A 12,490-nucleotide genomic window follows, 5' to 3' on the forward strand; every position below is an offset into this window, starting at 1 on the left:
CCGGCCCATGGTGGACGTCGGGATGGGCCGGAAGTGACCCCGCGTTGGCCTAGTCCTCCGAGCGTCCTTCGGCTGCCCGCTGCACCACGGCTTCCAGTTCGTCCTTGGTGAGCAATTCGCGGTGCCCATGCTTGGTACGGTAGGCCGAACGCCCCACCATGTGGGCAGCAACGGGTGCCGTGAGCAACTGGAAGATCCAAGCCACCAGCAGCACGGGCCACACCCACCAGGTGCGCATCTGCAGGCCGATCGCGGCGAGCATGAGGAACAGGCCCAACACCTGCGGTTTGGTAGCCGCGTGCATGCGGCTCATGAGGTCCGGGAAGCGCAACAATCCAATGGCCGCACCCAGTGACATCAGGGCGCCCACCACCAGGAAGACTGCCGTGACGGCATCTACTACGAGGTCGACGCCGCTTGCATCAGGAGTCATTGGCCTGGCCCCTTCGCTCAGCCACAAACCGGGCCACGGTCACTGATCCGATAAATCCGATCACCGTCAGGGCAACCAGGAGCATGAGGTTGTTCAGGTGCCGGTTGACGGCCATATCCACGGCCAGCGCAGCGCCAAGAATAGCCAAGAGCACGTCGGACGCGAGCACGCGGTCCAGCAACGAAGGCCCGACGGCGATCCGGATGATCGCCCCTGCCGCGGCGAGGCTGAGGATCACAGCGGTAACTATGAGGACCAGTTCTTTCACAGTGATGCTCCTTCCATGCCGGTGGCTTCAGTCCGGAGGGCTGCCACTTCCTCGCGGGTGCCCATGATCCTGATCAGTCCGGCTTCGATGTCTTGCACTTCGTGCCGGATCTTCCGCACATCTTCCTCTCCGTAGATGTTGAGGGCGTGCAGGTAGAGCGTGGAGGTGGAGCGGTCCACTTCCACCACCAGCGAGCCCGGGATCAGGGATATGACGTGGCCGGTGGCCGTCACCATGAGGTCGGCATGGCTCCGCAGCGGAACAGCGACGACGGCGCTGCGCACCTTGGGTCCCTTGACCACGGCCAGGTAGAGGACCAGGAAGCTCGCTGCCACCACTTTGCCGAGGAACATGAAGGCGAAGGGAATGGCGCGGAGGATGTTGAAGCGGCCGCTCAGTTCAACGGGCGGCAGGTAGAACAGCTTGGCCACCACGATGGCGATGAGCGCGCCGAACAACAGATTGCCAGGGCTGAAATCCCGCCACAGGGCGCCCCACACAATCACCAGCCAGATCAGCAGTGGGAGTTCGGTGCGGAAAGAGATCGGTTTGCGGCTCATTTGGCACCGCCTGTCTCCACCGCTGCCGGCACCGGAGCGTTGTCACCCAGGACGGAGTGGATGTAGGCCGAACGGTCGAGCATGATCTCGGCTGAACCGCCGGACAGCTGGAAAAGCGGTCCGGCGAAGACAGTCAGCGCTACGCCGAAGACCACCAGTCCGGCCGTCGAACCCACCATGGTCCGGGGAAGGACACCGGCACGGCCGGGCGTCAGGAGCACCGGATCCGGGTATTCAGCATCCTCGGGCTTGCGCCAGAAGGCCCTGTTCCACACGCGGGCGATGGCGAGCAGGGTCAGGAGGCTCGTGACGACGCCGCCCACCACCAGGATGATGGCCAGGGGCGTGCCAAGCTCGACGCCTGCCTGCAGGAGGCCGAGCTTTCCGAGGAACCCGGAGAACGGCGGTATGCCAGCCAGGTTCATGGCCGGGACAAAGAACAACAACGCAAGCAGCGGGGAAAGCTTGGCCAGCCCGCCCAGACGGTCGATTGAGGACGAACCTCCGCGCCGCTCAATCAAACCCGTGACCAGGAACAAACTGGTCTGGACGGTGATGTGGTGCGCCACGTAGAACACCGCGGCCCCAAGCCCCGTGATGGAGGACATCGCCAAGCCGAACACCATGTAGCCAATGTGGCTGACCAGGGTAAAGGAGAGCAGACGTTTGATGTCGCTCTGGGCCAAGGCACCGAGGATGCCCACCACCATGGTCAGCAACGCCACGATCATCAAGGGCGTGTTGAGTGTGTCCCCCGGGAACAGGAGCGTTTCGGTGCGGACCATCGCGTAAACACCAACTTTGGTGAGCAAGCCGGCAAACACCGCGGTGACCGGAGCAGGTGCCGTGGGGTAGGAGTCGGGCAACCAGAAGGACAGCGGGAACACAGCGGCCTTGATGCCGAAGGCCACCAGCAGCATCACGTGCAGGAGGTTCTGCGTGCCTTGGTCCAGTTCCGCCAGCTTGATGGCCAGGTCCGCCATGGTGATGGTCCCGGTGGCGCCGTAGATCATGGCGATTGCGATCAGGAACAGCACCGAGGAGACCACGGAAACCACCACGTACGTCACGCCGGCCCGGATGCGGGGACCTGTTCCGCCGAGCGTCATGAGGACGTAGCTCGCGGTCAGCAGGATTTCGAAGCCCACGTACAGGTTGAAGAGGTCGCCGGTGAGGAAGGCGTTGGAAACACCTGCCACCAGGATCAGGTACGTCGGGTGGAAGATGGAGACCGGCGCTTCCTGGTCGCCATCGGCCATGCCCTGGCCGGTGGCGTAGATCAGGACCGCGAGGCTCACCACAGTAGACACCACGAGCATGAGCGAGGAGAACTGGTCCACCACCAACACCACGCCCCACGGCGGCAACCAGCCACCGAGGGTCACTGAGGTAGTGCCACCGTCCCACACAGAAATCAGCAGGAAGGATTCCAGCAGCAGCGTCAGGCTCAGGATGCCGATGCTGACGGCGCGCTGGGCGGCTGTGTGCCGGATCAGCACGAAGGCCAGTGCGGCACCGAGGATGGGGAGAAGGACAGCGAGCGGTGACAGGTTTGCGAGGTTCACGCGCTGCCTCCTTCCCGGCTCTGGGCCGTTTTGGGGGTTTCCGTTTCTTCCGGGTGCAGCCGTTCTTCCGGAGTGGACGGGGTGATGGCGAATTCCGAGGTTTCCAGCGGCACAATGGCGTCGTCTTCGGCATCGAAGCTCGGCGTCTGGGCGACGCGACGGTCTTCGATGTCATCCTGGATTTCGTCCTGCCGCGCCAGGGCCCACGTCCGGTAGATAATGCCAAGCATGAACGCGGTGACGGCGAAGGAGATCACGATCGAAGTCAGGATCAGGGCCTGCGGCAACGGATCGTTGTACGTCCCGGGGTCCGTCTCCTTGGTGAACAACGGCGCCAGCCCTGCGTAGCCGCCGGTGGTGAGGATCAGGATGTTGGTGGCGTTGGCAAGCAACATCAGCCCCAGCAGCACGCGGGTCAGGCTGCGCTCCAGGATGAGGTAGATGCCGCAGGCGTACAGGACGCCCATGACGATCAGCAAGGTCAGGTTGATACTCATGCTTTACCCTTCCCGGCCGCGGCTGTCTCAGCGGCGTCATCCTCTGCGATGGGCGCGCCCTTGCCTTCAAAGTGCTCATCGATTTCCGCGCCAAGGCTGCGGAGGACGTCCAGCGCCAGCCCCACCACCACGATGTACACACCGATGTCGAAAATCGTTGAGGTCACGAACTTGATGTCCCCGAACACGGGCAGCCAGAACTCGATGATGGCGCTCTGGAACACTTGTCCGCCCAGGAAGAGCGGCACCAAACCGGAGGCAGCCGCCGTCGCGAGTCCCGTTCCCAGCAGCGTTCCGGCACTCACCGTCGCGGCTTCGCTCAACTCGAAACGGCCACCCGCGAGGTAGCGGATGGTCAGTGCCAGGCCTGCCGTCAGGCCGCCTGCAAAACCGCCGCCGGGCAGGTTGTGGCCGGCCAGGAGGAGATAGATGGAGAACACGATCATCGAGTGGAAAATGAGCCTGGTGACCACCTCGAAAATGATCGAGCGGCGCTCGGGAGCCAGGGTCCGGCCGGCTACAAGCCAGGCGTCGCGGGTAACGTCGCTGAACTTCCGCGCCACAGCCAGCGTGGCGCTGTCCCGGGAGTCACGTTCGACGTCGGTGCGGCGCCCCACGCTGCCTTCCGGCACTGCCGCTGAGGTCCTGATGCGGTCGCCGCGGCTGCGCACGAAGATCAGGCTGGCCACACCGGTGGCGGCGACGGCCAGCACCGAGATCTCACCGAAGGTGTCCCACGCACGGATATCCACCAGGGTCACATTGACCACGTTCAAACCGCCGCCGCCCTCGTAGGCCAGCCGCGGGAAGTCCAGGGAGATCGGCGTAGCCACGCGGGCACCCATGGCGTAGATCGCCACGAAGATCATGGTGATGCCGAATGCTGCACCAATGATCACGCGGATCACCCGCAGCCGTCCGCCGGTGCGGTCCCGGAGTTCGGCGGGCAGGCTGCGCATCGCGAGCACGAAGGCCACCAGCACGATGGTTTCCACCAGCATCTGGGTCAGGGCGAGGTCCGGTGCGCCCTGCAGCGCGAACACCAGGGCGATGCCGTAGCCCGTCACGGACACCATGAGGACGGCGAGGAACCGCTTGTTGGCCCGGACGGCCGCGAGTGCGCCAACAATGATCCCGATCCCCACAATGATTTGCAGCGGAGAGTTGGGATCGACGAAGTACACGCCTTCCGGAAGGGGCTTGTTGGCCGCGATCAAGGCTGCGAGCGGAACAGCGAACGCAACCGTAAGGATGACCGTCAGGTAGAAGTACAGCGAACCACGCTGGGTGCGGCCCGTGACCCATACGGCGATGTCATCGAGCGCGCCGATGGTGTGCTGGTACGACCGATCGCCATCGATCCAGTCGGGAACCAGGCCCTGGACGCGGGACACTGCGTTACGGCCGTAGAACATGGCCGCGCCCAGCACGAACGTCAGCGCTGTCAGGCCCAAAGCGGGAGTGAGGCCATGCCACAAAGCGAGGTGACCGGCGTCGGGCGCTCCTTCACGGTCCGCGAACAGCGCCGCGTACGGCTGGATCCACGTGTCCACTGGAACCGGCCAGAGTCCGTAGGCGATGGTCAGGAAGCTCAGAATCGCGGGAGCCGCAAGGAAAGCCGGCTTGATGGGCTTGAAAGGAGTGGGCTCCACACCAGCTTTGGTGGCAAAGGCACCCCACATGAAACGCGCGCTGTAGGCGAAGGTGAGGATCGATCCGACCACCAGCCCAACCAGGATCCAGATGCCCCACACCGGCGCATCGTGCCCCGTGGCGTAGGGGACGAACGTCTCGAAGACGGACTCCTTCGCCACGAACCCGGCCAAGGGAGGAACACCGGCCATGGACGCCGCCGCAATGGCAGCCACCACGCCGAGCGCGCGCGAAGAACGGAAAACGCCGGACAGCTTGCGGATATCGCGGGTGCCGGATTGGTGGTCGATGATGCCCACCACCAGGAACAACGTGGCCTTGAACAGCCCGTGCGCCAGCAGCAGCGCGAGCCCCGCAAGGGCGGCATCGGGTTGGCCAAGCCCCACCACCATGGTGAGGAAGCCAAGCTGGCTGACCGTGCCGTAGGCCAGGATGAGCTTGATGTCCGTCTGCCGCAGTGCCCGGTAGCCGCCGATCAGCATGGTGGCCAGGCCCAACCCCAGGACGAGCGGCAGCCAGAAGTCCGATTCGGAGAAGCCCGGCGCCAGGCGGGCAACGATGTAGATACCCGCCTTCACCATCGCCGCTGCGTGCAGGTAGGCACTTACGGGAGTGGGCGCGGCCATGGCTCCGGGGAGCCAGAAGTGGAACGGGACAAGCGCGGATTTGGTGATGGCACCCACCAGGACCAGCACGACGGCGGCAGTCACCGCGTCCTGCATGGGTCCGGCCATGAGCGTCCCGGCTTGGTCGAGGATGGCCGAGATACGGTAGGTGCCCGCAGCCTGGCCGAGGATGATGAGGCCCACCAGCATGGCAAGGCCACCGGCCGTGGTGACCATGAGCGCTTGCAAGGCAGACCGGCGGGCGGCCAGGCGGGTGCGGGCGTAGCCGATCAGCAGGTAGGAGAGGATGGTGGTGAGTTCCCAGAAGATGAACAACATCAACAGGTCATCGGACGTCACCAAACCGAACATCGCCCCGGCGAAGGCAAGCAACTGGGCCCCAAAGCCGCCAAGCCCAGGGTCCTTGTCCTTGAAGTAGCGCGCGCAATAGACCAGCACCAAGGTGCCGACGCCCAGGATCAGCAAGGACATCACCCATGCCAGGGCGTCCATCCTGAAAGCGAATTCAAGCTTCAGGTCGGGGATCCAGGGCAGGACTTCCTCGAGGCCGCTACCTGAATAGACAGGTGCGTATTGGAAGACCAACCAGATAAAAGCGCCTGCCGGTACCGCCGCAAGGGCGTAGAACGCGTTCCTGCCGAGTTTGCTGAAGATCAAAGGCGCCACAGTTGCCGCGACAAAGGTGATGGCGAGAACTGTGATCAATGTTGTCTCCGCAAAGTCAGGAAGGAATTGTCAAAAGTTGGAGCAAGCGGTGCATACGTTGGGTTCGGTTGTTCCAGTTTATCAAGGGGTTAAGGGCGTTTTCGCCGGAAAGTGCGCTATGTGGACAACCTCCGCCCTTGTGAAGCCCGCGGTCTGTCGCACCACGGACCGCCGTCGCGTCCCGATAGCATTCAGGCATGAACGCGGCCGCAGTTCCCGAAGCTTCCCCTCCCCCGTCCGAGCTTGCCTCCGGCCCGGCTGCCTCCAAGAAGGGTCAGATCCTCGCCTGGGCGGCCTGGGACTGGGGCTCGGCAGCCTTCAACGCCGTCATGACCACGTTCGTCTTCACCGTCTATTTGACCTCGAACGCGTTCGGCGGAGAGGACACGGCGTCGGCAGCCCTTGGTGCCGCCCTGGCGGTGGCCGGGCTCGCCATCGCCTTGCTGGCACCGGTGACCGGCCAGCGCTCGGACGCCGGCGGGCGGCGGAAACTGTGGCTTGGGGTGAACACCGCTGCCACGGCCGTGCTCACGGCTTTGTGTTTCTTCGTCTTTCCCCAGCCGGGGTTCCTGTTGCTGGGGGTCTGCCTGATCGCTTTGGGCAATGTGTTCTTCGAGTTCGCCGGCGTGAACTACAACGCCATGCTGGCCCAGATCTCCACGCCCCGGAACATCGGCAAGGTCAGCGGTTTCGGCTGGGGCATGGGGTACCTCGGCGGCATCGTGGCACTGCTGCTGGTTCTTCAGTTGTTCGTCCAACCGTCCTTTGAATGGTTTGGCTCCTCTACCCAGGACTCCCTGAACATCAGGCTCGTGGCCGTTTTCTCCGCGTTGTGGTTCTTCATCTTCGCGTTGCCGGTGCTGTTCGCCGTACCCGAACTCCCTGGCAGGAAGGATGCCGCGTCCCTGGGCTTCTTTGCCTCCTACCGCCTGCTGTTCAAGCGCATCGGGGCGATCTACCGGACCAGCCCGCACACCATCTTCTTCCTTCTTTCCAGCGCAATCTTCCGCGATGGTTTGGCCGCTGTGTTCACCTTTGGCGGGGTGATCGCGGCAGGCACGTTCGGCTTCGAGCTCAAGGACGTCATTTTCTTTGCGATCTTCGGAAACGTGGTCGCAGCCGTGGGAGCCATCATCGGCGGCTTCCTCGATGACAGGATCGGTCCCAAGGCAGTGATCGTCATATCGCTGGTGGGCCTGCTCGTTGCAGGAACCGTCATCCTGGTGCTGGGCAACGGCAGCTACGTCTTCTTCGGCAACGAGTGGCCCGGAACCAACACTTTCTGGGTGTTCGGACTCCTGCTCTGCCTGTTCGTGGGCCCGGCCCAGTCCTCCTCGCGCGCCTACCTGGCCCGGCTTGCTCCCAGCGGAGAATCCGGCGAACTCTTTGGCCTTTACGCCACCACCGGACGCGCCGTAAGCTTCCTGGCGCCCAGTCTCTTCACGCTGTGCATCACAATTGCTGCTCCGATTGTTGAAGAAGGTGGAGCCCAACGATGGGGCATCCTCGGGATCATGGTGGTCCTGTTGGCGGGGCTGCTGGTGATCCTGCCGGTCAAGCCGCCCAGCAAGACCAGGATCGCCGTGGTCCCGGACAACTGAACGCCCGGCTACAGCTGAGCGCGAACGCCGCTTCCCGGCGGTTGCAAGAGAGTTAAGGTGTACATATGAACGTGGAAGAGACCGAACTCCCGGGCCTTGGTGTCCGCAAGGATTTCGTCACGGCTTCTGGCCGTCGTATTGGCGTAGTTGAGCACCGCGAGGGCGAAACCGAGCTTTTCGTCTCGACGTGGGACGATCCCGATACATGCCAGGCCTCCATTCCGCTGACCGCGGACGAAGCGTCCTGCCTGGGCAACCTCCTGAGCGGCCAGCACGTTGCCATGCGCTTGGCCGAGGCACACCGGGAAATCCCCGGCATCGTGACCCGCCAGTTCTCCATCACAGCCGACTCCCCGTTCGTCAACCAACCCATGGGCAAAGCGCAGATCCGCACCCGCAGTGGGGTTTCCATCGTGGCGATCATGCGCGAAGGCGAGGTGGTCCCGTCGCCGGCACCCGACGTCGTTCTTCACCTTGGCGACCTGCTGGTAGCTGTCGGCACGCAGGAAGGTCTTGACTCGGCCGCCGGCATCCTCCGCAACGGCTGACCCGTGGATCCGCTCGCGCTAGCCCTGGTGGAACTGGGCGCCGTCGTCTTCTGCCTGGGGCTGCTGGCCCGTTTGGCTGGCCGGATCGGCATGTCACCCATTCCGCTTTACCTGGTGGGCGGCCTGGCGTTCGGCGCCGGCGGGCTGGTGAAACTGGACGGCATGCACGAATTCGCGCACCTTTCCGGCGAAATCGGCGTGATCCTGCTGCTGTTGATGCTTGGCCTGGAATACACGGCATCCGAACTTGTCACCGGGCTGCGGCGTTCCTGGCAAGCCGGCGTCCTGGACTTCATCATGAACTTCATCCCCGGTGCGGGCATTGCCGTGCTCCTCGGTTGGGGCCTGGTGGGAGCGATCGTCATGGGCGGCGTGACGTACATTTCCTCGTCCGGGATCGCGGCCAAGGTGATTACGGACCTCGGCCGGATCGGTAACCGCGAAACGCCGGTAATCCTCTCCATCCTGGTCTTCGAAGACCTCGCCATGGCCATCTACCTGCCCATCCTCACCGCGATCCTGGCCGGCGTTGGTTTCCTCGGCGGGCTGCAAACCGTAGGGATCGCACTCGCCGTCGTGACGGTCATCCTGGTCATCGCGTTGAAGCACGGCCACCGCGTTTCCCAGGCCATCCACAGCGAGAACTCCGAGGTGTTCCTGCTCAACGTCCTGGGCCTTGCGCTGTTGGTTGCCGGCATCGCCTCGGCGCTGCAGGTTTCCGCCGCTGTTGGTGCGTTCATGTTGGGCATCGCCATTTCCGGTGCCACGGCCCACAACGCCACCAGAATCCTCGAACCGCTGCGTGACTTGTTCGCAGCGATTTTTTTCGTGGTCTTCGGCCTCAACACGGATCCGCGGTCCATTCCGCCAGTCCTCGGCGTAGCACTGCTGCTGGCCGTCCTCACCGCGGCCACCAAGATCCTGACGGGGTTCTGGGCAGCCAAGCGCGCAGGGATCGCAGTGCCCGGACGTTTCCGCGCCGGCGCAGCCTTGATCGCACGCGGCGAGTTCTCGATCGTCATCGCCGGCCTGGCCGTCGCTTCCGGGGCCGTGCCGCATGACCTCGCGGCCCTCGCCACGGCCTACGTCCTCATCATGGCCGTCATGGGCCCGCTGGCCGCCCGGTTCGTTGAGCCCGTGGTCAAGGCATTCCGCAAGACTCCCAAAGCCCCGCCCCGCACACCCGAGCGCACCCCGGCCTAACCCCCGCCGTGCAGTGTGGAGGGAGAGTTGTGCTGGCGGGGATCCAACGAGGAGTCAGTTCCCGGCTCCAAGGACGTTCCAAAGCCGGGAGAGCCAACCCCTCGGTGCAGAGACCTAGATAGCCGTCCGGTGGAAGTTCTGGTGGCTCCGGCTGGCCGTCGGACCACGCTGGCCCTGGTAGCGGTTGCCGTATTCACCGGAGCCGTACGGGTGCTCCGCGGAGGATGTCAGGCGGAAGAAGCACAACTGGCCGATCTTCATGCCGGGCCACAGCTTGATGGGCAACGTGGCCACGTTGGACAACTCCAGGGTCACGTGGCCGGAGAAACCGGGGTCAATGAAGCCGGCGGTCGAGTGCGTCAGCAAGCCAAGGCGGCCCAGCGAAGACTTGCCCTCAAGGCGGGCAGCGATGTCGTCGGGCAGGCTCACGGTCTCGTACGTGGAGCCGAGCACGAATTCGCCCGGGTGCAGGATGAACGGCTCGTCACCCTCCACCTCCACCAGCCGCGTCAGCTCAGGCTGCTCCTCTGAAGGGTCAATGTGGGCGTACTTGTGGTTGTCGAAGAGCCGGAAAAACCTGTCGATCCGTACGTCCACGGAAGACGGCTGAACCATCGCGGGGTCGTACGGTTCAAGGACAATCCGTTGGGAGTCAATTTCGGCACGAATATCGCGGTCAGAGATCAGCACAGCATCAAAAATACCGCATGCATTGTCCTCGCCGTCCCGTGCGACTATAGTTCCCGGACAGGTTAAGCCGCGCCCGGACTTTGGGGGCATCGAGCATTCGCGGGGTAATTGTGGGGAAATTGGCAGCGCCTGCGGCAATTGTGGTGGCCGGAGTACTGGCACTGGTAGTAGCCGGTTCCAGCCAACTCCTGCCGGCAACAGAGGCGGTTCCGGGCGGCGGCACAACTCCGTCCGGCAGCGCACCTTCAGGCCTGAAGGCTCCCGAACCAAGCACGACGGCGGTCGACTCACCTTCGGCTGAACCCGCCGCCCCCGGTGGGGAGCCAAGCGGCCCCACCGTGGAACCGGGTCCTGCAACGGTGCCCGGCTCCGCGCCCACCCGGCCGGTCGCCGTCGAACCGACCATCGAGTCTCCCCCGCCCGTTCCGAACATCGGCCCGTCCTGGGGTCCGGACGGCCCGTCGTCAGAGACCACCGCCTCCGAGGTACCCGGCGCCGAAGACGCAGGCCCGGAACCCTCTGATCCAGAGCCGTCACCTGTCCCGACGCCCTCCGCCCCGGCCGCTGGACCCTCGCCGGAGGTGACGCCGTCGGCCTCTGCAAGCGCGACGCCTGGCCCGGGCACCACAGCACCGCCCGCCCTGACGGCCACCCCAACCCCGACCCCAACGGCAACAGCACCGGCAACAGCGCCCACGGCTACCCCAACGCCCACCGGCCCGGTTCCCGCGCCGACCCCAAGCGCCAGTCAGGGCCCAAGCGCCACCCAGGCCCCAAGCCCCAGCCAGGTTCCAAGCCAGACCCCCTTCCCCGGCAAGGCGCCCAGCAGCGATCCCACCACGGGCGATGGTGCCTTGGCTTTGCTGCCGGACAACAACTCGGCCGCCATCCTCACAGTCTTCAACGCCATCAACAGCTACCGGGCCTCCCTTGGCCTGGCTCCGGTGAAGTACCACGCAACCGTGGCCAACCTGGCGCAGGAGTGGTCCAACAACATCGCCAGCCGTGAAGTGATCCAGCACAGGGCCAATTTCTGGACGGACCCGCGCGCCATGAATCCCAACAACGGGGCAGGCGAGGTCATCGCGGTCCGCTGGGACCGGGATGCCGCGCAACTCGTGGAGTGGTGGAAGGGTTCGCCCGGCCACGATGCGCTGCTCAGGGATCCGCGTTTCAACGTGATGGGCATCGGCATCACGTACACGGACGGCAATTGGCAGACCACCCCCAACCGCTACACCTTGTGGGGCGTGGTCAACTTCTTCGGCTACACCACGTTGCCGGCCGGGACCACCACCCGCCCTGGTGGAACGGTTACCCCTCCCACGGACCCGGTGGGTGCCTGCGAACCGGGCGACAAGCACCAGCCACCCACGGTGGATCTGAAATCCGCTTCCATCCGCAGCGCCGCCGACCTCGTATCGGTGGGCGGGGACGGTTCGGTGTACTCGTACCAGTCCCTGGGCAACGCGAAATACGGCGCAGCCCGGAAGATCGCAGCAGGCTTCACGGGGCTCAAGGAGTTGTTCGTCTCCGACTGGGACCGTGACGGCGTCTTCGACTTGATCGCACAACGAAACGACGGGCAGCTGCTGGTGTACCCGGGCAAGGCCTCCGGTGGCTTTGGGTCGCCGGGTGTCCTGGGCCAAGGGTGGCAGTCGCTCACCATTTCCGTGGGCCAGTGGTGCGCCAACAACCGGCTCCCCCAAATTGTTGCCATGGATGGTTCGGGCGGTCTGTGGCTCTACAAGAACTCGGGGCTGTCCTACATCCGGAGCCAGTCAGCCATTGGCACGGGTAACCCGGCTGTGCGCCTGAGCATGGTGGATTACAACGCGGACGGCTTCCAGGACCTGCTCACGGTGGAGGCGAACGGCAATCTCCGCCTGTACCGTGGCAGCGGGCTCGCCACTCCGCGGCAGGAAGCGCGTCCGATCGTCGGTGCGGCGTGGACTGACTACAGCGGCATCCGCGCGCTGCAGGGCGTCGGCGGCCCGGGGACCACGGGTGTTGCCGGTTTGGGTACCAACGGCGTCCTCGAGTACTGGGACCTCACCTCGGGAAGGCTCACCACGCCGGTCACCGTGGGCGGCGGCTGGAGTGGTTTCAAACTGGCCCAGTAAGGCTCAATCTGTCCCGGC

Annotated in this window: 11 protein-coding genes; 4 read left to right on the forward strand and 7 right to left on the reverse strand. The window is 64.6% G+C overall.

Features of this window, described 5'->3' with window-relative positions; all coding sequences use genetic code 11:
* Window positions 1-49: 49 nt before the first annotated feature.
* Genes mnhG through ACH488_RS16865 form a run of 6 tightly spaced genes read right to left on the reverse strand, consistent with a single transcriptional unit; the run spans window position 50 to window position 6,307 of the window.
* Entirely contained in the window at window positions 50-433 is a 384-nt protein-coding gene (gene mnhG, locus ACH488_RS16840; protein ID WP_397325714.1) for a monovalent cation/H(+) antiporter subunit G, read from the reverse strand.
* The gene (locus ACH488_RS16845) at window positions 423-701 is read right to left on the reverse strand and encodes a monovalent cation/H+ antiporter complex subunit F (protein ID WP_397325715.1); all 279 of its coding nucleotides are present in this window, start codon (window positions 699-701) and stop codon (window positions 423-425) included. Before ACH488_RS16845 ends, mnhG begins: the two co-directional genes overlap by 11 nt.
* Window positions 698-1,261, reverse strand: a complete 564-nt coding sequence (locus ACH488_RS16850) for a Na+/H+ antiporter subunit E (RefSeq protein WP_397325717.1) — start codon at window positions 1,259-1,261, stop codon at window positions 698-700. The genes ACH488_RS16845 and ACH488_RS16850 overlap by 4 nt, the downstream gene beginning before the upstream one ends.
* Window positions 1,258-2,826, reverse strand: a complete 1,569-nt coding sequence (locus tag ACH488_RS16855) for a Na+/H+ antiporter subunit D (RefSeq protein WP_397325718.1) — start codon at window positions 2,824-2,826, stop codon at window positions 1,258-1,260. Before ACH488_RS16855 ends, ACH488_RS16850 begins: the two co-directional genes overlap by 4 nt.
* On the reverse strand, window positions 2,823-3,323 hold the full coding sequence (locus tag ACH488_RS16860) for a Na(+)/H(+) antiporter subunit C (protein ID WP_397325720.1): 501 nt from the start codon (window positions 3,321-3,323) through the stop codon (window positions 2,823-2,825). The genes ACH488_RS16855 and ACH488_RS16860 overlap by 4 nt, the downstream gene beginning before the upstream one ends.
* Entirely contained in the window at window positions 3,320-6,307 is a 2,988-nt protein-coding gene (locus ACH488_RS16865) for a Na+/H+ antiporter subunit A (RefSeq protein ID WP_397325721.1), read from the reverse strand. The genes ACH488_RS16860 and ACH488_RS16865 overlap by 4 nt, the downstream gene beginning before the upstream one ends.
* A gap of 197 nt (window positions 6,308-6,504) precedes the next feature.
* On the opposite strand from ACH488_RS16865, the gene ACH488_RS16870 reads away from it, so the two are divergent.
* The 3 genes from ACH488_RS16870 (at window position 6,505) to ACH488_RS16880 (ending at window position 9,659) form a co-directional block, all read left to right on the forward strand.
* The gene (locus ACH488_RS16870) at window positions 6,505-7,908 is read left to right on the forward strand and encodes an MFS transporter (protein WP_397325722.1); all 1,404 of its coding nucleotides are present in this window, start codon (window positions 6,505-6,507) and stop codon (window positions 7,906-7,908) included.
* A gap of 65 nt (window positions 7,909-7,973) precedes the next feature.
* The gene (locus ACH488_RS16875) at window positions 7,974-8,456 is read left to right on the forward strand and encodes a cation:proton antiporter regulatory subunit (RefSeq protein ID WP_397325723.1); all 483 of its coding nucleotides are present in this window, start codon (window positions 7,974-7,976) and stop codon (window positions 8,454-8,456) included.
* A 3-nt stretch (window positions 8,457-8,459) separates the two neighbouring features.
* Window positions 8,460-9,659, forward strand: a complete 1,200-nt coding sequence (locus ACH488_RS16880; RefSeq protein ID WP_397325724.1) for a cation:proton antiporter — start codon at window positions 8,460-8,462, stop codon at window positions 9,657-9,659.
* A 114-nt stretch (window positions 9,660-9,773) separates the two neighbouring features.
* Here ACH488_RS16880 and dcd read toward each other — a convergent pair whose 3' ends face one another.
* Entirely contained in the window at window positions 9,774-10,349 is a 576-nt protein-coding gene (dcd, locus tag ACH488_RS16885; protein ID WP_397325725.1) for a dCTP deaminase, read from the reverse strand.
* A 119-nt stretch (window positions 10,350-10,468) separates the two neighbouring features.
* Between dcd and ACH488_RS16890 the strand changes: the two genes are divergently transcribed.
* Window positions 10,469-12,472: a CAP domain-containing protein gene (locus ACH488_RS16890; protein WP_397325726.1), complete on the forward strand. Its 2,004-nt coding sequence runs from the start codon at window positions 10,469-10,471 to the stop codon at window positions 12,470-12,472.
* Window positions 12,473-12,490: the final 18 nt, after the last annotated feature.

The sequence above is a fragment of the Paenarthrobacter sp. NPDC018779 genome (genome assembly GCF_044391085.1).
Taxonomy (GTDB): domain Bacteria; phylum Actinomycetota; class Actinomycetes; order Actinomycetales; family Micrococcaceae; genus Arthrobacter.